22 protein-coding genes and 1 riboswitch are annotated in these 20,630 nt (G+C 71.4%); of the genes, 17 read left to right on the top strand and 5 right to left on the bottom strand.

The features are described from left to right. Positions 1–56: 56 nt before the first annotated feature. Positions 57–560 carry an ATP-binding protein gene (locus HNR40_RS38840; RefSeq protein ID WP_184970550.1) on the bottom strand — a complete coding sequence of 168 codons (504 nt, stop codon included), beginning with the start codon at positions 558–560 and terminating at the stop codon, positions 57–59. A gap of 223 nt (positions 561–783) precedes the next feature. On the opposite strand from HNR40_RS38840, the gene HNR40_RS38845 reads away from it, so the two are divergent. The 6 genes from HNR40_RS38845 to HNR40_RS38870 all read left to right on the top strand — a co-directional run bounded on the left by HNR40_RS38845 (position 784) and on the right by HNR40_RS38870 (position 4,163). Further along, positions 784–1,605, top strand: coding sequence for a Sco1979 family transcriptional regulator (locus HNR40_RS38845; RefSeq protein ID WP_184970964.1), 822 nt, complete (start codon positions 784–786; stop codon positions 1,603–1,605). Further along, positions 1,606–1,842: a DUF397 domain-containing protein gene (locus HNR40_RS38850; protein WP_184970552.1), complete on the top strand. Its 237-nt coding sequence runs from the start codon at positions 1,606–1,608 to the stop codon at positions 1,840–1,842. A gap of 87 nt (positions 1,843–1,929) precedes the next feature. Further along, complete coding sequence (locus HNR40_RS38855; RefSeq protein WP_184970554.1) at positions 1,930–2,175, top strand: hypothetical protein; 246 nt, start codon at positions 1,930–1,932, stop codon at positions 2,173–2,175. A gap of 45 nt (positions 2,176–2,220) precedes the next feature. Further along, positions 2,221–2,997, top strand: coding sequence for a hypothetical protein (locus HNR40_RS38860; RefSeq protein ID WP_184970556.1), 777 nt, complete (start codon positions 2,221–2,223; stop codon positions 2,995–2,997). A 24-nt stretch (positions 2,998–3,021) separates the two neighbouring features. Then, positions 3,022–3,897: a maleylpyruvate isomerase family mycothiol-dependent enzyme gene (locus HNR40_RS38865; protein ID WP_184970559.1), complete on the top strand. Its 876-nt coding sequence runs from the start codon at positions 3,022–3,024 to the stop codon at positions 3,895–3,897. Beyond that, positions 3,897–4,163 (top strand): sigma factor, encoded by a 267-nt coding sequence (locus HNR40_RS38870; RefSeq protein ID WP_184970561.1) that lies wholly within the window; start codon positions 3,897–3,899, stop codon positions 4,161–4,163. The genes HNR40_RS38865 and HNR40_RS38870 overlap by 1 nt, the downstream gene beginning before the upstream one ends. Positions 4,164–4,173: 10 nt before the next feature. Here HNR40_RS38870 and HNR40_RS38875 read toward each other — a convergent pair whose 3' ends face one another. Together HNR40_RS38875 and HNR40_RS38880 are read right to left on the bottom strand one after the other, a co-directional pair. Continuing rightward, the gene (locus HNR40_RS38875) at positions 4,174–4,761 is read right to left on the bottom strand and encodes a histidine phosphatase family protein (RefSeq protein ID WP_184970563.1); all 588 of its coding nucleotides are present in this window, start codon (positions 4,759–4,761) and stop codon (positions 4,174–4,176) included. Between the two features lie 43 nt (positions 4,762–4,804). Next, the gene (locus HNR40_RS38880) at positions 4,805–5,701 is read right to left on the bottom strand and encodes a TIGR03621 family F420-dependent LLM class oxidoreductase (protein ID WP_184970565.1); all 897 of its coding nucleotides are present in this window, start codon (positions 5,699–5,701) and stop codon (positions 4,805–4,807) included. A gap of 78 nt (positions 5,702–5,779) precedes the next feature. On the opposite strand from HNR40_RS38880, the gene HNR40_RS38885 reads away from it, so the two are divergent. The 9 genes from HNR40_RS38885 (at position 5,780) to HNR40_RS38925 (ending at position 13,772) form a co-directional block, all read left to right on the top strand. Then, the gene (locus tag HNR40_RS38885) at positions 5,780–6,547 is read left to right on the top strand and encodes a phytanoyl-CoA dioxygenase family protein (protein ID WP_184970568.1); all 768 of its coding nucleotides are present in this window, start codon (positions 5,780–5,782) and stop codon (positions 6,545–6,547) included. Next, positions 6,532–7,533: a phosphotriesterase family protein gene (locus HNR40_RS38890; RefSeq protein WP_312896671.1), complete on the top strand. Its 1,002-nt coding sequence runs from the start codon at positions 6,532–6,534 to the stop codon at positions 7,531–7,533. The genes HNR40_RS38885 and HNR40_RS38890 overlap by 16 nt, the downstream gene beginning before the upstream one ends. Further along, complete coding sequence (locus HNR40_RS38895) at positions 7,479–8,663, top strand: cytochrome P450 (protein ID WP_184970570.1); 1,185 nt, start codon at positions 7,479–7,481, stop codon at positions 8,661–8,663. Before HNR40_RS38890 ends, HNR40_RS38895 begins: the two co-directional genes overlap by 55 nt. 1 nt (position 8,664) lies before the next feature. Next, positions 8,665–9,525, top strand: a complete 861-nt coding sequence (locus HNR40_RS38900) for a Gfo/Idh/MocA family protein (RefSeq protein WP_184970572.1) — start codon at positions 8,665–8,667, stop codon at positions 9,523–9,525. A gap of 13 nt (positions 9,526–9,538) precedes the next feature. Next, positions 9,539–9,652: riboswitch (cobalamin riboswitch) on the top strand. Between the two features lie 70 nt (positions 9,653–9,722). Beyond that, on the top strand, positions 9,723–10,688 hold the full coding sequence (locus HNR40_RS38905) for an ABC transporter substrate-binding protein (RefSeq protein ID WP_184970574.1): 966 nt from the start codon (positions 9,723–9,725) through the stop codon (positions 10,686–10,688). Next, the gene (locus HNR40_RS38910; RefSeq protein WP_312896672.1) at positions 10,688–11,725 is read left to right on the top strand and encodes a FecCD family ABC transporter permease; all 1,038 of its coding nucleotides are present in this window, start codon (positions 10,688–10,690) and stop codon (positions 11,723–11,725) included. Before HNR40_RS38905 ends, HNR40_RS38910 begins: the two co-directional genes overlap by 1 nt. Then, positions 11,722–12,495 (top strand): ABC transporter ATP-binding protein, encoded by a 774-nt coding sequence (locus tag HNR40_RS38915; RefSeq protein WP_184970576.1) that lies wholly within the window; start codon positions 11,722–11,724, stop codon positions 12,493–12,495. Before HNR40_RS38910 ends, HNR40_RS38915 begins: the two co-directional genes overlap by 4 nt. After that, positions 12,492–13,130 carry an adenosylcobinamide amidohydrolase gene (locus HNR40_RS38920; RefSeq protein WP_184970577.1) on the top strand — a complete coding sequence of 213 codons (639 nt, stop codon included), beginning with the start codon at positions 12,492–12,494 and terminating at the stop codon, positions 13,128–13,130. The genes HNR40_RS38915 and HNR40_RS38920 overlap by 4 nt, the downstream gene beginning before the upstream one ends. A 63-nt stretch (positions 13,131–13,193) precedes the next feature. Next, the gene (locus HNR40_RS38925) at positions 13,194–13,772 is read left to right on the top strand and encodes a Uma2 family endonuclease (protein WP_184970579.1); all 579 of its coding nucleotides are present in this window, start codon (positions 13,194–13,196) and stop codon (positions 13,770–13,772) included. On the opposite strand, the gene HNR40_RS38930 is transcribed toward HNR40_RS38925, so the two are convergent. Together HNR40_RS38930 and HNR40_RS38935 are read right to left on the bottom strand one after the other, a co-directional pair. After that, positions 13,721–15,403 carry a hydantoinase B/oxoprolinase family protein gene (locus HNR40_RS38930; RefSeq protein WP_184970581.1) on the bottom strand — a complete coding sequence of 561 codons (1,683 nt, stop codon included), beginning with the start codon at positions 15,401–15,403 and terminating at the stop codon, positions 13,721–13,723. The two genes, HNR40_RS38925 and HNR40_RS38930, sit on opposite strands and share 52 nt — an antisense overlap. Next, complete coding sequence (locus HNR40_RS38935; protein ID WP_184970583.1) at positions 15,394–17,385, bottom strand: hydantoinase/oxoprolinase family protein; 1,992 nt, start codon at positions 17,383–17,385, stop codon at positions 15,394–15,396. The genes HNR40_RS38930 and HNR40_RS38935 overlap by 10 nt, the downstream gene beginning before the upstream one ends. Positions 17,386–17,491: 106 nt before the next feature. On the opposite strand from HNR40_RS38935, the gene HNR40_RS38940 reads away from it, so the two are divergent. Continuing rightward, on the top strand, positions 17,492–18,949 hold the full coding sequence (locus HNR40_RS38940) for a hypothetical protein (RefSeq protein ID WP_184970585.1): 1,458 nt from the start codon (positions 17,492–17,494) through the stop codon (positions 18,947–18,949). Beyond that, complete coding sequence (locus HNR40_RS38945; RefSeq protein WP_312896673.1) at positions 18,946–20,481, top strand: serine/threonine protein kinase; 1,536 nt, start codon at positions 18,946–18,948, stop codon at positions 20,479–20,481. The genes HNR40_RS38940 and HNR40_RS38945 overlap by 4 nt, the downstream gene beginning before the upstream one ends. Positions 20,482–20,630: the final 149 nt, after the last annotated feature.

Raw genomic sequence — 20,630 nt, forward strand, 5'->3', positions numbered from 1 at the left:
TCACCGTGAGCCATGACCAACCACGGTAGTGCAGATGACCCGCCGGGATGGGGCTGTCAGGACAGGACTGCCCAGACGATCTTCCCGTGCGGGGCCAGCGCGGACCATCCCCAGCGCATGCTGAGCGAGTCGACGATGTGCAGGCCCAGTCCGCCGGCGTCGAGGGGACCCGGGTAGCGCAGGACCGGGACGGACGAGCCCGGGTCGGTGAACGCGCAGGTGACCAGGGGGCCGCGCCGTACCAGCGACATGTGGACGGGGCGCCGGCACTGGGGCTCGTTGAGCCGCAGGCCGTGCCGCAGGGCGTTGGTCGCCAGCTCGGAGACGACCAGCTCCATGTTCTCGGCCAGTTCCGGCAGACCCCAGCCGCTCAGCGTGCCGGAGGTGAAGACGCGGGCGGAGTGCACGGAGGGTGCGGCGGGCGGAAGTACGAAGGTGGCGCTCGCATGGGGACCGGACACCAGAAGATCACGCGCCGCCTCCGGCCACCAGCCGACCGGGGGCCACCAGTCGAACGTGGTCCATTGGCCGTGCGCCAAGGTGGATTGCACGTTGATCATTCTGGGGCAAACTATCGTGCAGGTGCAAGAGCGAATGCACGTGCAGAAGCACGCGCTGCGCGCTACGGTTGGCCATCAAATGGTCAATCGGCGGGAAAGGGGATCTTGTCCGCGGCCCATGATCTTTCGGCCGTGAAGTGACAGACTGTGTGACAAGGAATCGACCAAGGAGCAGCACGTGTCCATCGATCCGCCGGGTTCAGCTTCGACAGTTCGGCGCATCATGCTCGGGGCGAGCCTGAGGCGCCTGCGCGAGGATTGCGGACTTGACCGCGGCCAGGCCGGCTTCCACATCCGGGCGTCCGAGTCCAAGATCAGCCGGATGGAGCTCGGCCGCGTCGGGTTCAAGACACGTGACGTTGAAGACCTGCTCACGCTGTACGGCGTCAGCGACGACGCCGAGCGGCGAGCGCTGCTGGAGATGGTCCGCGAGGCCAACACCCCGGGATGGTGGCACAAGTACTCGTCCGTCCTGCCCGGTTGGTTCACCACGTATGTGGGGCTGGAGGAGGCCGCGAGCGTGATCCGCACCTACGAGGTGCAGCACGTGCCCGGTCTGCTGCAGACGGCCAACTACGCGCGATCCGTCTACCGGCTCGGCAACCCCGATGCAACCTCCGAAGAGATAGAAAGCCGCGTGCATCTGCGCTTACAGCGGCAGGAGCGCTTCACCCAGAAGGACGGCCCGCGACTGTGGGCGGTCATCGACGAAGCGACGCTCATGAGGACCATCGGCGGGAGAGACATCATGGCCGAGCAGCTCCAGCACCTGCTGGAGGTCGCCGCCCTCCCCAACATCACCATTCAGGTGATGCCCTTCAGGTACGGCATGCACGCCGCTGAAGGTGGCGCGTTCAGCATCTTGCGGTTTCCCGAGTCCGATTTGTCGGACGTCGTATACGTCGAACAGCTCTGGGGTGCCCTGTACCTCGACAAGCGTGAGGACGTCGATCCGTACCTCACCGCTATGGAGCAGTTGTGCGTGGAGAGCACCACGCCAGGGGGCACCGTGGAGCTCATCGGCGGTCTTCTCAGAAAGATCTAGATGAAGCACACGTATAACGGCATGCCCGCGGCCGACCTCAAGCAGGTGGCCTGGCGCAAGAGCCGCTACAGCAACTCGCAGGGCAACTGCGTGGAGCTCGCCGAGCTCCCCGACGGGGGTATCGCCATGCGCAACTCGCGTTTCCCCGACGGGCCGGCCCTGATCTACACCCGCGATGAGATCCGGGCGCTCATGCTCGGGGTGAAGGACGGAGAGTTCGACGGCCTCCTCGTTTAACGTCATTTTTACCTCCGGCGCCGCCGCGTAACGGCGGCGCGCCGGGGGTGTAATGGGCCGGACCTCGCGCGCTGTGAGGATCGTTCCATGCTCGACTCGCTGACCCTTTATCCGATCGCCGACGACGTGCTCTTCGCGCCCGGCGGCAAGGTCGTCGTCCGCACGTACGGCGTGGCCCCGGCCCACGGCTCGATCTCCTATCGCACGTGGGTGACCGGCATCCGCGACCAGCCGCGCTACTGGCACTGGGGGCACTTCGAGGACGCGGCCTCGGGTCACCGGCGTGTCCTGGAATGGCTCACCGGGCGTGGTCCGCAACCGGTCCCCGCCTGATAGCGTATCTACCAAGCAAACGCTTGGCAGAGGCGAGGTGGCGTGGTGCGGCGTGGCATCTACCTGCTCGAAGAGGTCGACTTCCGGCCCATGAACTCCCGCAGGCCGATGGAGTACCTCACCTGGCTCACCCGCTACAAGCGCGAGGACCAGAGCAGGCGCGAGCCATCCCTGACCGAGGGCATGTCGATCAGGTCACGCGAGATCGACCTGGTCGGCGCGTTCTACGCCGTCGGCATCACCGGCCACCCGCAGTTCAAGGCCGTCACGCTCTGGGACTGCCACGGCGGCTGGGACGGCGGCTGGCGGCAGATGATGGAGATCTACCAGGGCGTCGACGACCGGCTCTTCCTGTCCGACATCGACGACCTGCGCTTCTCCGCCTTCTCCCGCCCGCTCGGCGCCGCGCCCGGCTCGCCCGTGCTGGCCGACCTGGTGACCGAGGGCTACGGGGCGGAGTTCTACCTGTTCGAGAGCGCCCGCGTACGCCCCGGCGCCGCCCTGGACTACCTGGAGGCGGTCCGCACCGAGCGCGCCCCGATCCTCGCCGACCACGGCCACCGGCTGGTCGGGCTCTACGAGGTGCTGTTCTGCGACACCGAGGCGGTCACCGTCTGGGGCATGTCGCTCGACGCCCACCTGGCCGCGCAGCGCGCCCACGACGCCGCGCTGGGCCTGGACGACGAGGCCGAGGCCGACGACCGGCTGCCCGGCTGGCGCAAGCGAGCGCGCGACTTCCTGGAGGGGCCCTGGCGGGAGACGGTGCTCTCGCCCTTCCCCGGTAGCAAGCTGGCACTCGACGCGGGGCGCGCGCGGACGTAGCGTCGGGCTGCGGAGGTGTCCCCAATGACGGACCCGTACCTCTTCAACGGTCGCAGTCCCGACGAGCACGTGGCCGAGTGCCCCGAGTGCACGGCGGCGATCGCGCTCGTGGAGCGGCCCGGCCACGCGCAGGCGCCGCCTGCCATGTTGCGCGAGCGCGTGCTGTCCAGGGCGCGCGGGCGCAGGCAGCCGGCGACGGCGGAGGTGGCGGCGGTAGCCGTACCGTATGCGACGCAGGTGGCGCTCATGGACGAGCTGCTCGCCGAGCTGAGCGTGCCCCAGTGGGACGCGCCGGTGGTCAAGCACGGCACCGTGCGCGCGATGGTCGAGCATCTGGCCGCCAACGACGCGCGGGTGGCGCAGTTCATGGGCGTGCGGGCGCGGGAGGCGCCGGTGCACCGGCGCTGGCGCGAGCAGGCGGGCGCGCTGCTCGAACGGGTCGCCGGGGGCGCGCACGCGCTGCTCGGCGTCGAGGTCGCGCTGGCCGGGACGCGTCCGGCGCGCGGGTCGCTGCGGCAGGCGATGGTGCAGCGGGCGTTCGAGACCTGGACGCACGCCGAGGACATCAGGGCCGCCGTCGGCCGCCCCCGCGGCGCGCCGCCCGCCGATGATCACCTGCGGCAGATCGTGGAGTTCGGGCTGGGCATGCTGCCGAAAGCGCTGAAGGGGCCGCGCCGGCACGTCTCGGCCACGTTCGTGCTGACCGGTCCCGGCGGCGGCACCTGGACGGTGCCGCTGGCCGAGCCGTCCGAGCGGGTCGCGGTCCTGCTGTCGGCCGAGGCCGAAGGGTTCTGCACGCTGCTGGCGGGGCGGGCGCGCGAGTTCCCCTACGCCGCCGAGGGCGACCCCGGGCTCGCCCGCGACCTCGTCGCCGCCGCGGCCACGCTGGGCTGCGACTGATGGCCGAGGACGAGGATCTGCGCGCGCGGCTCCTGTGCGGGGACCTGCGCGCGCTGGAGGCCGCCTACGACCTGCACGCCCCTTCCGTGTACGGCGTGGCCGTCAGGGTCACCGGCAGCGCGGCCACCGCCGAGGCGATCACCGAGGAGGTCTTCGCCGCCCTGTGGGAGCGGCCGGGCTCCTACGACCCCCGGCACGGCACCCTGCGGGCCTGGCTGGTCACCAGGAGCCTGCACGAGTCGGCCCTGCGCAGCGCGGTCAGCTGAGCACCGGGGGTCAGCTGAGCACCGGGGCGTTCCAGTTGAGCACCACCGGCTCGGCGTGCTCGAAGCCGAGCTTGGAGTAGGTGCCGGTGTCGAGGCGGAACAGGCGCCCGTCCTCGGGCGGGAGCCCGAGCCAGCGCGCGGCCAGCACGCGCAGGAAGTGGCCGTGCGCCACCAGCGCGACCTCGCCGTCGGCGGCCTTGGCGCGGGCGATCACCCGGTCGGCGCGGGCGCCCACCTGGGCGGCGCTCTCGCCGGGATGCTCGGCGTCGCCGGGGATCACGCCGTCACGCCACAGGTACCAGCCGGGCCGGGTCTCGCGGATCGTGGCCGTGGTGATGCCCTCGTAGCCGCCGTAGTCCCACTCCCACAGATCGGGATCCACCTCGTAGTCGGTCAGACCGGCCAGCTCGGCGGTGCGCCTGGCCCGTTGCGCCGGGCTCACCAGCACCAGGTCGAAACCGTTGCCCTTGACCAGCGGCGCCAGGGCCGCTGCCTGGCCCTCTCCGTGCGTGGTCAGCGGCAGGTCGGTGCGGCCGGTGTGCCTGCCGTTCTTGCTCCACTCGGTCTCGCCGTGCCTGAGCAGCAGTAGTTCCCTCATGCACCCATCAAACCAGGACGCCATCGGCTGACTTCCCGCCAGGTCAGGCCAGGTCTTCCACCACGGGGGCGAACGCGTCGAGGTCCCGCTCGTGGTGGAGGACGAAGTAGGTGAGGCCGTGCTCGTCGCGCCAGTGGCGCAGTTTGTCGCGGATGTCGTGCCGGGTCCCGCGCAGCACCTGCGGGGTCTCGGCCATGGCCGAGGTGTCGGCGTGGCTCCACGCCTCCGCCCCGCCCTCGCCGAGCTCCAGGATGCTGGTGCCCAGCTCGACCGGGCGTGACTCGGCGGCCTGCCGGACGATGGCGATCTTGGCCAGGAAGGCGTCCAGGCCGCCGTCGGCGGGGTCGGGCCCCGAGCCGTCGGCGCGCACGCGGGTCGCCAGGTTGACCGAGCCGGCCTCGCGCGCGGCCAGCCGCAGCAGGCGCGGCCCGCCGCCGGCCAGCAGCAGCGGCGGGTGCGGACGCTGGACCGGCTTCGGGTAGAGGTCGAGGGCGTCCACGCGGTAGTGCGCGCCGTCGTGGCTGAACGGCCCCTCACCCCACAGCCCCTTCAGTACGGCCAGCGCCTCCGCCAGCCGCCCCACCCTCACACCCGGCGGATCCAGGACCCGCCCGGCCGCCGTGTAGTCGGCGGCCAGCCAGCCCGTCCCGATGCCCGGTTCGGCCCGGCCGTCGGAGAGCACGTCGAGCGTGGCCAGTTCCTTGGCCAGTGCCGCCGGGTGGCGGAAGTCGTTGGCCAGGACCATCGTGCCGAGCCGCAGCCGGGTGGTGGCCGTGGCCGCCGCCGCGAGCGCGGGCAGCGGGGCGAAGCGCGCGCCGACGAGGTGGTCCGGGACGAGCATCACGTCGAAGCCCGAGGACTCCAGCCTCCTGGCCTGCTCGGCCCACGCCTTGGCCGACTCCGCGTGCCGTACGACCGCACCGAACCTGAAGGGACGCATGCGGCAATCCAAACAAGCGCTTGGCTGAGAAGCAAGGGTGACTAGACTTACCAAGCGCTTGCTACCAATATCGGGTACATGGACATCCAGGCACGGCAGGCGACCGCCGACGAGATCACCGCCTTCCAGAACCAGGGGTGGGTACGGCTGGCGCGCCTGGTGGACCCGGCCGGCGTTGCCGAGCTGCGCGAACGCGCAGAAGCCCACCTGGCCGCCCGCCCGAAGGCCGGCGCCACCGCCGTCGACCAGGCCTTCGGCCAGTCCCGCGACATCGCCGAGCGAGACGCGGCCTTCGGCGCGCTGGCCAGGAGCCCGGCCATCGCCGCCAGTGCCGCCGCCATGCTCCACGGCGTCGCCGCCGTGCGCGTGCAGGTCACCAACCTGCTGGTCAAGGAGCCGGGCGAGCACGGCTCCACCGTGTTCCACCAGGACTTCCCCTGGATGCCGATGGACCGCTCGGCCATGCTCACCGTCTGGCTCGCGCTCGCGGACGTGCCCGCCGACATGGGCGCGCTGCGCTTCTACACCGGCTCCCACCGGCACGGCCTGCTCGGGCGCAGCTTCGTCGGCGCCGGCGACGACCAGCTCAGCCAGCATCCCTGGCTGAAGGAACTGGAGCTGTCGCCGCCGCTGGACCTCAAGGCCGGCGACGCGACCGTGCACCACGCGCTGACCGTGCACGGCGCGCCGGCCAACCGGCGCGAGGCGGCCCGCCTGTCGTTCACCGCCACCTACTTCGACGCCGACGCCCTCTACACCGGCGCGCCGTACGGGCAGACCGACGGGCTCGGCCTGACCGTCAACCGGCCCTTCGACCACCCGAGGTTCCCGTGCCTGAGACCGTGAGAGGGCCGGTCGCCGACCTCGGGGCGACGCTCATGCACGAGCACGTCTTCGGCCTCAGCCCGGAGATCCTCTGGAACTGGCCGGACATCCCCGAAGGCTGGGACCTGGAGGCCCGCGCCCGCGAGGCCGCGGCCAAGCTGGACGCGCTGAAGGCCGAGGGCATCGACTCGATCGTCGACCTGACCGTGCTCGGCCTGGGCCGCTACGTGCCGGCCGTTCAGCGGGTGGCCGAGCTGACCTCGGTCAACATCGTGGCCGCCACCGGGCTCTACACCTACGACGCGCTGCCGCCGTACTTCGGCAACCGGGGGCCCGGCTCGCTGTTCGGCGGGCCCGACCGGCTGGCGGAGTTCTTCGTGCGCGACATCGCCGAGGGCATCGGGCGTACCGGCGTGAAGGCCGCCATGCTCAAGTGCGCCACCGACCGGCCCGGCATGACCGCGGGCTGCGAGCGGGTCTTCCGCGCGGTCGCCGACGCGCACGTGGAGACCGGCGCGCCCATCACCACCCACAGCCACGAGCCGGGCGGCCTGGACCAGCAGCGCCTGCTCGCCGCCTGCGGCGTGGACCTCACCCGCGTGGTCATCGGCCACGCCGGCGACTCCACCGACCTGCACTACCTCGAAGAGCTCCTCGCCGCCGGCTCCTACCTGGGCATGGACCGCTTCGGCATCGCGACCATCAGCACGTTCGAGGACCGCGTCGCGGTCGTGGCCGCGCTCTGCGAGCGGGGCCACGCCGGGCGGATGGTCCTGTCCCACGACTCCTACTGCTTCAACGACCGCTTCGACGCCGACGTCGTACGGCGCCGCCACCCCGACTACCACCTCCTGCACATCTCCCGCGACGTCCTGCCCGAGCTGCGCAAGCGCGGCGTCACCGAGGACCAGATCCGCCAGATGCTGGTCGACAACCCGCGAAGGATCTTTGGATGGACTTCGACGTCAGCTCCGACTGGCACGTCGCCGACCCCTACGGCTTCCTGAGGCGGCTGCGGCGCGAGCACCCCGTCTTCCGCAGCGAGCACCTGGGCGCGTACGTGCTGACCAGGCACGCCGACGTGCGGGCCGCCTACGGCGACCCGGGGCGTTTCTCCTCCGAGGGGTCGCTGACGATCTCGCGCAGCCTCACCGAGCAGACGCGGGAGAAGCTGGGGGAGCACGGCTCGTTCCTGTCCAGCTTCGTGGCCAACGTGGATCCGCCGGACCACACGCGGCTGCGCAGGTCGGTGTCGCGGGCGTTCACGCCGCGCGCGGTCGCCGCGATGGAGCAGCGCTTCCGCGAGCTCAACGAGGACCTGCTGGACCGGATCGAGGCCAGGGGCGAGGCGGACTTCGTGCGCGACCTGGGCCACGAGCCGTCGGTCAAGCTGACCGCCCGCTTCATCGGGGTGCCGGAGGCGGACGAGGCGTTCGTGCGGGCGCATGTCAAGGACTGGTTCCAGCTCTTCCTGTCGCCGCAGCCGGCGGAGCGGCAGCTCGTGCTGGCCGACAGCTTCCTGGAGTACCTGGACTACGTGGACCGGCTGGTCGCCGCGCGGGCGCGGGAGCCGCGTGACGACTTCACCTCGCTGATGACCGGGCTGATCGGGAAGGAGCTGTCGCATCGCGAGGTGGTGGAGCTGATCTCCACGATCCTGCTCGGCGGCAACGACACCGTCCCCAACCAGCTCGGCAACAGCGTGCTGCGGCTGCTGCGCGAGGGCATCTGGCCGGTGCCGCCGGACAAGCTGACCGCGGCGGTCGAGGAGTGCATGCGCATCGACGGGGCCTCGCTGGGCTCCTTCCGGTATGCGACGGCCGACATCTCCCTGCACGGGGTGAGCATTCCGGCGGGGTCGCTGGTGCTGCTGTCCACCGACTCGGCCGCCCACGACGAGGCCGTCTTCGCCCATCCGGACACCTTCGACCTCGACCGGCCCAACGCCGACGGGCACATGGTCTTCGGCTACGGCATCCACTTCTGCGTGGGGGCGGCGCTCGGGCGGCTGCAACTGCGTACCGCGCTGGAGGTGCTGGGGCAGCGGCTGCCCGGCCTGCGCCTGGTCCCGGGGCCTGTGGTGTACCGCAAGTCGATCGTCGGTCGAGGGCTGACCGAATTGCCGGTTAAATGGTGACATGGAACCGGTGAGGGTCGGGTTGGTCGGGGCAGGTCCGTGGGCGGAGATGGCGCACGCGCCGATGCTGGCCAAGAGCCCGGAGATCGAGTTCGCCGGGGTCTGGGCCCGCCGGCCGGAGGCCGCCGCCCGGCTCGGGGCGCCGGTGTTCGAGCGGATCGAGGATCTTTTCGACGCCTGTGAGGCGGTGTGTTTTTGCGTGCCGCCGGCCGTACAGGCTGAGCTGGGGGTGAAGGCGGCGCGCGCGGGCAAGGCGCTGCTGCTGGAGAAGCCGCTCGCCGACTCCCTGGACGGCGCCCAGCGGCTGGCCGACGCGGTCGCCGAGGCGGGCGTGCCGTCCCAGATGCTGCTCACGCTGAGGTACGCGCCCCAGGTCCGCGAGTTCCTGAGCCGGTGCGCCGAGATCGAGCCCTTCGGCGGGCACGCCGTCAACGTCAGCGACGTGCTGAGCGGCGAGCACCCGTTCGGCACCCCGTGGCGGCTTCAGCGCGGCGCGCTGCTCGACGTCGGCCCGCACGTCATCGACCTGCTCGACGCCGCGCTCGGCCGGGTGACCGGCGTGCGCGCGCACGGCAACCCGCTCGGCTGGGTCGGGCTGCTGCTCGACCACGAGGGCGGCGCCGTGAGCGAGATCTCCCTCTGCATGGCCGGCACCGGCGATCTGCCGCCCTCGACGTTCGCCGTCTACGGCCGCACGGGCAACGTGACGCTGCCGCACTTCGACGACGACCCCCTGGAGGTCGTGGCCGCCGAGTTCGCCCAGACCGTACGGCAGGGCGACGGGCACCCCCTCGACGCCGCCCACGGCCTGCGGCTGCAGCGCATCATCTCCGAGGCGGAGAATCAAGTCACCACCCCTTGACTCCGATCGGCATCGGAGCATTGATAGCGTTTGTCCGACGCGCAGTGTCGCAGCGAAGTCCGGTGTGAATCCGGCGCTGTCCCGCAACTGTCAAAGCCAGGTCGCCTGCCACCGCGCTGACGTCATCAACCCTCGTGGAAAAGGGTGATCCGTCGCTTCAACGCGGGTCTCTCGGTTCCGATCTGAAAGGACTTCTCGTGAGGCCCGTACGCACGGCCCTCGCGGGCGCGCTGCTGGGAACGCTCGTCCTGACCGCCTGCGGTCAGACCGGCACGACCACCACCTCGTCCGCCGCGCCAACCTCCGCCGCGCCCACCTCGGCCGCGCCTTCCGCCGCCGCAGGCTTCCCCGTGACGATCGAGGCGGGCAACGGCTCCGTCACACTGGCGAAGAAGCCCGAGCGGATCATCTCGCTGTCCGCCGCCCACACCGAGACGCTCTTCGCGATCGGCGCGGGCCCGCAGGTCGTCGCCGTCGACGACCAGTCCAACTACCCTGCCGAGGCCCCCAAGAGCGACCTGTCCGGGTTCAAGCCCAACGTCGAGGCCATCGTCGCCAAGAAGCCCGACCTCGTCGTGCTCTCCAACGACCTGGACAAGATCGTCGCCGAGCTCGGCAAGCTCAACGTGCCCGTCCTGCTCGAACCGGCCCCCACGAAGATCGACGAGGCCTACGACGAGATCGCCGACCTCGGCGCCGCCACCGGCAACAAGGACAAGGCCGACCAGGTCGTGACCGGCATGAAGGCCGAGATGGACAAGCTCGCCGCCGCCGCGCCCAAGGACAAGAAGCTCACCTACTACCACGAGCTCGACCAGACCCCCTACGCCGCGACGTCCAGCACCTTCATCGGCCAGATCTACTCGATGTTCGGCCTGACCAACATCGCCGACAAGGCCCCCGGCGCCGCCGGCGGCTACCCCAAGCTCTCGGCCGAGTTCGTCGCCAAGTCCGACCCCGACCTGATCTTCCTGGCCGACGTCAAGTGCTGCCAGCAGAACAAGGACACCCTGGCCAAGCGGCCCGGCTGGAAGGGCCTGTCGGCCATCAAGAACGACCAGGTCGTCCTGCTCGACGATGACATCGCCTCCCGCTGGGGCCCGCGCGTCGTCGACCTGGCCAAGGCCATCGGCGACGCGGTGAACAAGGCGGCCGCGAAGTAGTGCTCGACACGCAGCTCAGGCCCGCACGGGCGCGGCCGCTCTGGGTGGCGGGCGCGCTCGCCGTGCTCGCCGCCAGCATGGTCGCCGGCCTGCTCGGCGGCGCCGCCGGCATCTCGCCGTGGCAGGTCGTGCTCCAGGCGCTGGACTGGCTGCCGTTCGTCGAGATCGACTCCGGCCTCGCGCCGATCGAGAAGGGCCTGCTGTACGAGCTGCGCCTGCCCAGAGTCCTGGTCGCCGCCGTGGTCGGCGGCCTGCTCGCCATGGCCGGCGCCGGATATCAGGGCGTCTTCCGCAACCCGCTGGCCGACCCGTACCTGCTCGGCGCGGCCGCGGGCGCCGGGCTCACCACGACCCTGGTGATCGTGATGGTTCCGGCGCCGGTCCTGACCATCCCCGTCGCCGCGTTCGTCGGCGCGATCGGCGGCGTCATGCTGGCCTTCGCGCTCGGCAACACCGCCGGCCGCTCCGGCGGCACCGCCACCCTGGTGCTGGCCGGGGTGGCCGTCACCTCCTTCCTCACCGCGATCCAGACGTTCGTGCAGCAGTTCAAGGTCGAGGAGCTGCAGCGCATCTACTCCTGGATCCTCGGCGACGTCGGCGGCGGCTGGGACCAGCTCTGGCTCGTCCTGCCCTACGCCGCCGTCTCCTCGGTCGCGCTGCTCGTGCACGGGCGCATGCTCGACGTGCTGTCCGTGGGCGACGACGAGGCGACCGCGCTCGGGGTGCGCGCCTCCCGCGTACGGCTGGCCGTCCTGCTGGCCGCCTCCCTCGCCACCGCCGCGGCCGTCGCGGTCAGCGGCCTGATCGGCTTCGTCGGCATCGTCGTCCCGCACGTCGTGCGCAGGCTCGCCGGCGGCTCCTACCGGATCGTGCTGCCGCTCTCGCTCATCGGTGGCGCCGCCTTCCTCGTCCTGGCCGACCTGCTCGCCCGCACCGTCATCGCCCCCGCCGAACTCCCCATCGGCGTGGTGACCATGTTCATCGGCGCGCCGTTCTTCGTCGCCGTGCTCCGCATGACCCGCAGGACCTCGACATGATCGGCGTCTCCGGCCTGTCGGTCACGCTCGGCGAGCGCGAGGTGCTCTCCGACGTCACCCTCCAGGTACGGCGCGGCGAATGGCTGGCCGTCATCGGCCCCAACGGCGCCGGCAAGTCCACGCTCCTCAAGGCCGTGATGGGCATCGTCGGCCACCGGGGCGAGGTGTCGATCGACGAGCGTCCCGCCGCCTCACTCAAGCCCAGGGCCAGGGCCCGCCTGGTCGCCTACGCACCCCAGACGCCTGCCCTGCCGCCCGACATGACCGTCTCGGAGTACGCGCTGCTGGGCCGCACGCCGTACATCCCCTATCTGGGGCGGGAGAGCCGCCACGACCGGGAGGTCACCGCGTCCGTCCTGGACCGGCTCGACCTGAGCTCCTTCGCCGCCCGCCGGCTGGGCGAGCTGTCCGGCGGCGAGCGCCAGCGCGTCGTGCTGGCCAGGGCCCTGGCCCAGCAGGCGCCCGTCCTGCTGCTCGACGAGCCGACCACCGCCCTCGACCTCGGCCACCAGCAGCAGGTGCTCGAACTCGTCGACCGCCTGCGCCTGGCCGACGGCCTCACCGTCGTCTCCACCCTGCACGACCTCACCGTCGCCGGCCAGTACGCCGACACCCTCCTCCTGCTCGCAGAAGGCCGCGCCGCCGCGCACGGCAAGCCCGTCCAGGTGCTCACCGGGGCGCTGATAGGCAAGCACTTCGACGCCCACGTCAAAATCGAACCCGGTCCCGACGGACGGCCCGTCGTCCACCTGATCCGAGGAGGACCGTGAACCTCTCCTATCGCGCCGAGGACGGCGTCCGGCTCGGGTCGCTGCTGTGGGAGCTGGGGCCCGGCTGGCGGACGATCTCCTCGGCCATGCTCGGCGGCGGCATCGGCCCCCGCTCCTGGATCCTGAACGCCCAGGTCGTGGCGGGCTACTCCCGCATGGACCCGGTGGACCACCTCACGGCACTCGGCCCCGGAGGCTCCGGGGTCGGCATGATGACCGCCGCCTCCGTGGACCGCGTGGAGACGGCGGCCGACGGCGACGCGACCGCCTGGGCCACGGTCGGCCTACGCGTTCCCACCTGGGCCGCCGCACCCCCCGACGCCGTGGACCCGGAACTGGCCCCGATCCGCGTGGGCACGATCAACATCGTGGTGGTGGCGCCGGTGGCGATGACCGACGCCGCCCTGGTCAACACCGTGATGACGGTGACCGAGGCCAAATCACAGGCGCTGGCCGAAACCGGCTTCCCCTGCACCGGAACCGCCTCGGACGCGGTCTGCGTGGCCGTCCGCTCCTCGGGCCCCGAGGAACTCTTCGGCGGCCCCCGCTCCGACTGGGGCTCCCGCATGGCCCGCGCCGTCCACACCGCGGTCCGCACCGGCGCCGAAAAGTGGCGACACCGCAACGGAAAGTGACGGAAATCTGGGAAGTACCATGTGAGCTAGGGCAACGATCGCGATACTGGGTGGGTGACCGCGATGGCAGTGATCGAACCGACCGAGACGAGCACGGTTCTTCCGGGAAAGCCGCCGTTCACCGTCGATGACCTGCTGCGCTTCCCCGACGACGGGAACCGCTACGAGCTCTTCAACGGGAGCCTACTGGTGAGCCCTGCCCCCCTCCCCCTGCATCAGCGTGCGATCCGACGGTTGGAGCTGCTCCTTGAGGAGTTCGCGCCGCCGACACTGGAGCCGCTGTCGACAGTGAACCTCAGGGTGACCGAGAAGGACTTCTTCATCCCTGATCTGGTGGTTGTGCCGACGGCTGTGGTAGAAGCCAACGAGCTGATGTTCGCCCCGGCGGACATCCTGCTCGCCGTGGAGGTCGTCAGCCCGAGCACGAGGGCACGTGACCGCACATTTAAGACCGCTGAATATGCCAAAGCGGGCATCCCCACCTACTGGCGGATCGAGCCCGAGGCTCTCTACGTCTACACGCTCCAAGACGGCAGCTACGCGGGTCCCGAGGTCTACAAGGCAGGCGAGGTCGCCCAGCTCAGCACGCCCTATGAGGTCGCGTTCGACCCTGGCGACCTGGTCAGGCCGCGCGGCGCGTAGTCCCGGTGGGCGCCGGGTTCGGTGATGTGGCCCGAGCGGAGGTCGGCCTCGATCTCCTCGCGGGGGCGGTCGGAGGGCGGGCCGAGGCCGCCGCCGCCCGTGGTTTCGACGATGAACGCCTCGCCCTCCGTGAACAGGACGTTGTTCACCTTTGATGCCAGGCGTTCGACCGTTCCGTCCGCCGATCGCTTGAAGAAGCCGCCCAGCCTGCCGGGCTTGCCGCCTTCGCGGCCCGGGGGCGGGATGCGCAGGCGGTCGCCTCGGGTGGTGACGTGGCAGGGCGTCAGGAAGCGGTAGACGGTGCGCGTGCCCAGGCCGCCTCGCCAGCGGCCGGGACCGCCGGAGTCCGGGATGGTCTCCACCGACTCCACCACCAGCGGGCACCGGCTCTCCACCGGCTCGGCCTGCGGCACCGAGTTGCGGCCGATGCCGAAGTGCACGCCGGTCGCGTCCGGGCCGTCCAGGCCGCGCCGCGCGCCCACGCCGCCGAAGTCGTAGGAAAGGTGGATCCAGTACGGCGCGCCCATCGCGGCGATCGAGAACGGCTGCAGGATCCCGCTGGCCGCGATCGCCCGTTCCGGCACCGCCTCGGACAACGCCTGGATGACCGCCTCCATCGCCGCGTAGATGGGCACGAACCGGCCGCCGCACGGGTAGGGGGAACGGGCGTTCAGCAGGGAGCCCTCGGGCAGGCGGATGTCCAGGGCGCGCAGGCAGCCCTCGTTCATGGGGATCGACGGGTCCAGGAAGCAGCGCAGCGCGAACACCGCCGCGGCCAGCGACTGCGACGCCGAGGCGTTGATGGCGGCGGGCACCTGCGGGCCGGTGCCGGCGAAGTCGAGGACCGCGCCGCGGCCCGTCAGCGTGACCGCGACCTGCACGTGGTGCGGGGCGTCGGGGTCCAGGCCGTCGTCGTCGATGGGGTACGCGGCGGTGAAGCGGCCACGCGGCAGCTCGGCCAGCGCTGCCCGGGTCCTTTCCTCGGTGTAGTCCAGGTATCCGGCTATGCCGCGGGCCAGGCCGGCTTCGCCGTACTCCTGGATGAGGGCGCGCAGGCGGGTCGCTGCGACGGCGGTCCCGGACACGAGCGCGCGGACGTCGCCCATGACCTTGTCCGGGGTACGGCTGTTCGCGCGCAGCACCGCCTCGACCGAGGGCACCACGCCCGCGTCGGTGGCCAGGAGGATCGGGGGGAGTTGCAGCCCCTCCAGGAAGATGTCGGTGGCCAGCGGCGCCATGCCGCCCGCCGACAGCCCGCCCAGGTCGGAGACGTGGATCATGGTGGCGGTGAAGTAGCGCGGGACGCCGCCGACGAAGACGGGGCGGAAGACGAGCAGGTCGTTGGTGTGGACGCCGCCCCGGTAGGCGTCGTTGGTGACGTAGACGTCGCCGTCGCGCATGGCCGGGTGGTCCTTGCGCACTTCGGGCAGGGCGACCTTGAGCGCCATGCTGTTCATGAGCGTGGTGGCCATGGAGTGCGCGATCAGGGCGCCGTCGGCGTCGAGGATCGCGGCGGAGGCGTCGGAGCCCTCGACGATGAAGGTGGAGTAGGCCGAGCGCACGACGACGATGCTCGCCTCCTCGGCGGCCACGACCAGCGCGTGGCGCAGCACTTCCGCGGTCAGGTCCATGCGGTCAGGTCCGATGCGTGCTCCAGGTGTACGGCTCCCGCCCCGCCGAGGCGGGCGCGCCAGCCGGGCGGGACGACGATGGTGGCCTCCGGGTCCTCGATGACGGCCGGGCCGTCCAGGGTGGTGAAGGTGGCGCGGGTGTGCACCGGGACCTCGACGGGGCCGCCCAGATACACGGTCCTGCTTGTCGGAGCCGCCGCGACGCTCTCCGCGGGGATGCCGCCCGGCTCCGGGGTCTCGGCTTCGTGGGTGACGCGGACGCGGTAGCTCACCTGCTCGGTCGCGCCTTGCTGGGCTATGCCGTACACCTGCGTGTATTTCGCGAAGAAGCGGGCGGAGAGTGTGCCGGGGTCGTCGCTCCACTCCACGGTCAGGTCGTGCGCCTGACCCGCGAAGCGCACGTCGGCCAGCCGGGTGACCCGCAGCTCCGACAGTGGGAGGCCGAGGTCGTGGGCCGCTTCTCCGGCCAGTTCGGCGAAGATCCGGGCCGGGTCGGGCGCGGACAGGGCCGAGCGGACCCGTTCCGTCGCGGGCACCGCCGTGAGCAGGCCCGCCGCCGAGGCCACGCCGCAGTGCGCGGGCACCAGCACCTCGGTGATGCCGAAACGCTCGGCCACCCGGCAGGCGTGCATCGGCCCCGCCCCGCCGAAGGCCACCAGCGTGAAGCCGCGCGGGTCGATGCCGCGCTGCACGGTGACGACGTGCACCGCCGACGCCATCGACGCGCACACGATCTCGTGCACGGCCTCGGCCGCCTCCTCGGCCGACACCCCGAGCGGCACCGCCAGCCGTTCCATGGCCTTCACCGCCAGCGCCCGCGACAACGGGATCGACGCCGACGACAGCAGCCCGAGCACGAGGTTGGCGTCGGTGACCGTCGGATCGGAACCGCCCAGGCCGTAGCAGGCGGGCCCGGGGGAGGACCCGGCCGACCGGGGACCCACGCGCAGCGCGCCCGCCTCGTCCACCCAGGCGATGCTGCCGCCGCCCGCGCCCACCTCGGCCAGGTCTATGGCGGGCGTCTTGATCGGCACGCCGGTGCCCGCCCGCCGCCCGCCGAAGCTGCCCTTGCCGCCGACGTGGAACTCGCGAGTCAGTTCCGGGACGCCGTCGCGCACCAGGCAGGCCTTGGCGGTGGTGCCGCCCATGTCGAAGGAGACGACCGCGGGCAGCCCGGTGGCCGCGGCGGCCAGGACCCCGGCGGCGGGACCCGACTCGATCGTGGCCACCGCGCGGCGGGCGGCGAGTTCGGCGGAGATGACGCCGCCGGCCGAGTCCATGACGTGCACGGGGGCGTCGATGCCCAATTCGCGCAGGCTGCCGCGCAGGCGGCTGAGGTAGTCGGACATCAGCGGGCCGATGTAGGCGGACATGATCGTGGTCGTGGCCCGCTCGTACTCGCGGATCTCCGGCCAGACCTCGCTGGAGACGGCCACGTTGGGGACGCTCTCCCGCAGGATCGCGGCCACCTGGCGCTCGTGGACGGGGTTGGCGTAGGAGTGCAGCAGGCAGACGGCCGCCGAGGTGATGCCCCGGGCGACGATGTCCGCGGCGGCCCGCCGTACAGAATCAAGGTCCAGGGGAGTGAGTACGGCGCCGCGGCTGGAGACGCGCTCGGCCACCTCGAAGCAGTCCTCGGCGGCGACCGGCGGCGGGGGCGGGGTGAAGCGCAGGTCGTAGCGGTCCTCCTCGACGCGGGCGTAGCGGCCGAGCGGGATGACCGAGCGGAACCCGCGGGTGGTGACGAAGGCGACGCGCGCGCCCTTGCGCTCCAGGACGGCGTTGGTGGCCAGCGTGGTGGCGTGGACGACCCTGGTCACTTCTGACGGGTCGGTGAGGACGCGGCGGATTCCCGTCGTTACGCCTGATACCGGATCGTCATGGGTACTGAGTACCTTGGCCACCACGGTCCGGCCATCGGATCCGCGCCGCACCACATCGGTGAAGGTGCCGCCCACATCGACGGCGATCACGTAGCTCATCGGGTTCACCGTAGGTCGCCTAGCAAGCGCTTGTCTATGTGCCGGGACCTTGACTTATGCCGGGTGGTTGGGACGCTGTTTCTATCCATTTCGTAGGGGAGCGGAAATGTCGCGTCTCACGGCTCTGGTGGGCGCCACGGCGATGACCGTGGTCGTGCTCGGCCTGCCCGCGCTGGCTCACGAACACCCCAGCGGCATCACCGATCTGGTGACGCCGGCGGTGGTCAGGGTGGAGGCGACGGCGCACGTGGAGATCACCCTGCTGGACCACATCGGCGACCTCGTCCACGTGGAACGTGCCTACGATCTGCCGATCGGCAAGGGCACCGGCATCGTGGTCAATCCCGAGGGCGCCATCGTGACGCTCACCAGGATCGTGCAGAGCCCCGACGACGTGCGTATCTACGCCGCCAACAAGGTCTTCTCCGAGCACCACAAGGTGAAGGTCCCGGCCGACTTCAAGCGGCACAAGCTCGACGACCCGCAGCTCGACCGGCACCTGCGCGACTGCTACCCGCCCAAGCGTCCCACCGCGACCTGCATCATCAACGCCACCACCAGCATCACGATCTTTCCGAACATCTCGCCACCCGACGCCAAGGGCTTCACCGCCGAGGTCGTGAAGGCGGGCTCAGGCCCCGACACCCCCGCCGTGCTCGTCCCCACCGGCCGCGCCGACGGCAGCGTCGGCATGCCCACCGCGCCCCTCGCCGACAAGGTGCCCGACAAACCGGGCTCACCGACCAACGTCGCCGGATTCCTCGGCCGCCCCGCCGCCAAGCTCCAGCACACCGTCGAGATCGCCCACCTCGGCCAGGGCGGCGCCGGCCAGGGCGGGCGGCCCTTCTCCGACCCGGAGAAGAAAGTCGACGAACCGGTCAAGCTCGGCGGCCTCGCCGACCGCGGCATGATCGGCGCCCCGGTCATCGGCGACAAGGACGGCCACGTCATCGGCATGCTCGTCGGCGGCGGCAAGGACGCCAGGATGGTCGGCGTCAGGGAGATCACCGCCGCGCTGGCCGCGGCCGGCGTCACGCCCAGACGCGGCGCCGTCGACGCCACCTTCGAGGCCGCGCTCACCCGCTTCCACACCAAGTACTACACCGAGTCCGCGCCCGGCTTCCAGCGCGTGCTGGAGCTCTACCCCGGCCACATCGTCGCCGGGGCGCACCTGAAGACCTCGCTGGCCAAGCGCGGCACCCCCGAGGACGCCGGCACCAAGCAGACGCCGCTGCGGCAGGGGAGTTCCATCCCGCTGTGGCCGTTCATCGCCGCCGCCGGGGTGCTGTTCGTCGCGGCCCTGCTGGGCGCGTTCTTCCTGTGGCGCCGCGGCCGCGCGCCCGCCGCCGCCGCGCCGCCCCGTCCACCGGACGGCCCAGTCGCCGCGGTACGGCCCCGCCTCGACGAAGGCTCCACCGAGACCGTCGTCGTACGCCGCGACCAGGCGCTCCAGCCGACACCCAACCCCGTGCTCACCGCCCCGGAACAGCGCTACTGCACCGGCTGCGGCATGAGGCTCGGACACGGCCACCGGTTCTGCGGCTACTGCGGGCTGCCGACGTGAACGACAGATCGTTGATCGGGCAGGAGGTCGCCGGGTACCTCATCGAGAACATCGTCGGCAAAGGCGGCATGGCCGTCGTCTACCTGGCACTCGACCCGCGCCTGAGCCGGCGCGTGGCCCTGAAGATCCTCAACCCGATCCTCAGCGTCGACGACCGCTTCCGCCAGCGCTTCATCCTGGAATCGCGCACCGTCGCCAGCATCGAACACCCCAACATCATCCCGATCTACGAGGCCAACGCCGATCCCTCCGGCGTCCTCTACATCGCCATGCGCTACGTCGACGGCTCCGACCTCCGCCGCCACATCTACGACCGGGGCCCGCTGCCCGTCGCCCAGGCCAACACGATCTTCGCCCAGGTGGCGGCGGCCCTCGACGCCGCCCACGCCCACGATCTGATCCACCGCGACGTCAAACCCGCCAACATCCTGATGGCCGGCGACCACGTGTACCTGACCGACTTCGGCATCACCAAGCACCGCACCTCGATCTCCGGGCTGACCCAGACCGACCAGTTCATCGGCACGCCGCGCTACATGTCGCCCGAGCAGATCAACAAGGAGACCGTGGACGGGCGGTGTGACCAATACGCCCTTGCCTGCGTGGTCTATGAGGCCTTGACGGGGCGGCTGCCGTTCCAGCGGGACAACGACATCGCGCTGCTGTGGGCGCACCTGGCCGAACAGCCGGCGCCGCTGTCGCAGGTACGGCCCGACCTGCCGCTCGAGGTGGACGGGGTGATGATGCGGGCCCTGGCCAAGGCGCCGGAACAGCGTTACCCGAGCTGCACCGCGTTCGTGGCCGCGCTGCGCGACGCGATCAGCGGCCACGTCCCGGAGACCGCGCCGCGCGCGCAACTGCCCATCTTCCGATCCGCTGGAGGCGCCGTTTCGGGCAGCGGCGCGGTCGCGAGGCCGATACCGCGAGGCGGCAAGCTGCCCATCGTGCTGACCGCCCTGATGGCGGCGGTGGCGGCGCTGGTCCTGGCGGTGCTGGTGCTGATGAACCAGCGATCCGACGCGTGGACCGGCTACGGGCAGACGGCGGCTGCCCCGCTGACGTTCGACCACCCGGCAGACTGGACGGCCATCACGCACGGGGACCTGTTCGCGGTGGTTTCGCCACGGGCGGCCGAGTTCGAGTCACTGTTCGTGTCGGGGGCCAGCGCGGACTGGTCAAAGGTGGCCCCGATCATCGCGGAGGACCCGGAGTCGGCGTCCGGCGTATACGTCCAGCTCTCGGACACGCTGGACGGCACCGCCACGGCCGACCAGATGAAGTCGACGCTGGAGGGTCTGTTGCCCGGCCAGGTGACCATCCCACGCAACCCGGTGGAGGACCAGGCAGGCAGCAGCCAGGCCCGCAGCTTCCAGGGCACCCTCCAGGACCCCCGAGGCGGATCGAGACTGGGCTTCGTCGGCTACGTGGTCGACCGTCCGGCCAAGCCGATGCTGCTCCTGTATTTCTGCGCCCGAGCCACCTGCGACGACGCCACGCAGGTTCGGGTGCGGCAGTCCGTACGGGTGGGCTAAACGGTCCTCGCGCTTCGCGCTCGGGCTCCTCTCACGGGGGAGCCCAGCTCTCCCGCGCCCCCTCGCCGGGGGGCCTCCCGGCCCCCGGTCCCCCGAGCGCTGGCCGGGTTCCGTGGCTCAAGAGCATGGAGCTCGCTACGCTCGCGCGC

The organism is Nonomuraea endophytica (assembly GCF_014203235.1).
Classification (GTDB): domain Bacteria; phylum Actinomycetota; class Actinomycetes; order Streptosporangiales; family Streptosporangiaceae; genus Nonomuraea; species Nonomuraea endophytica.

Bases quoted from the DNA above. Each gene is read 5' to 3' on its own strand.
- HNR40_RS38840 (WP_184970550.1), bottom strand. From the start codon at position 560: ATGATCAACGTGCAATCCACCTTGGCGCACGGCCAATGGACCACGTTC.
- HNR40_RS38845 (WP_184970964.1), top strand. From the start codon at position 784: ATGCTCGGGGCGAGCCTGAGGCGCCTGCGCGAGGATTGCGGACTTGAC.
- HNR40_RS38935 (WP_184970583.1), bottom strand. From the start codon at position 17,385: ATGAGCTACGTGATCGCCGTCGATGTGGGCGGCACCTTCACCGATGTG.
- HNR40_RS38880 (WP_184970565.1), bottom strand. From the start codon at position 5,701: ATGCGTCCCTTCAGGTTCGGTGCGGTCGTACGGCACGCGGAGTCGGCC.
- HNR40_RS38885 (WP_184970568.1), top strand. From the start codon at position 5,780: ATGGACATCCAGGCACGGCAGGCGACCGCCGACGAGATCACCGCCTTC.
- HNR40_RS38895 (WP_184970570.1), top strand. From the start codon at position 7,479: ATGGACTTCGACGTCAGCTCCGACTGGCACGTCGCCGACCCCTACGGC.
- HNR40_RS38875 (WP_184970563.1), bottom strand. From the start codon at position 4,761: ATGAGGGAACTACTGCTGCTCAGGCACGGCGAGACCGAGTGGAGCAAG.
- HNR40_RS38940 (WP_184970585.1), top strand. From the start codon at position 17,492: ATGTCGCGTCTCACGGCTCTGGTGGGCGCCACGGCGATGACCGTGGTC.
- HNR40_RS38870 (WP_184970561.1), top strand. From the start codon at position 3,897: ATGGCCGAGGACGAGGATCTGCGCGCGCGGCTCCTGTGCGGGGACCTG.
- HNR40_RS38925 (WP_184970579.1), top strand. From the start codon at position 13,194: ATGGCAGTGATCGAACCGACCGAGACGAGCACGGTTCTTCCGGGAAAG.
- HNR40_RS38900 (WP_184970572.1), top strand. From the start codon at position 8,665: ATGGAACCGGTGAGGGTCGGGTTGGTCGGGGCAGGTCCGTGGGCGGAG.
- HNR40_RS38930 (WP_184970581.1), bottom strand. From the start codon at position 15,403: ATGGACCTGACCGCGGAAGTGCTGCGCCACGCGCTGGTCGTGGCCGCC.
- HNR40_RS38850 (WP_184970552.1), top strand. From the start codon at position 1,606: ATGAAGCACACGTATAACGGCATGCCCGCGGCCGACCTCAAGCAGGTG.
- HNR40_RS38865 (WP_184970559.1), top strand. From the start codon at position 3,022: ATGACGGACCCGTACCTCTTCAACGGTCGCAGTCCCGACGAGCACGTG.
- HNR40_RS38855 (WP_184970554.1), top strand. From the start codon at position 1,930: ATGCTCGACTCGCTGACCCTTTATCCGATCGCCGACGACGTGCTCTTC.
- HNR40_RS38915 (WP_184970576.1), top strand. From the start codon at position 11,722: ATGATCGGCGTCTCCGGCCTGTCGGTCACGCTCGGCGAGCGCGAGGTG.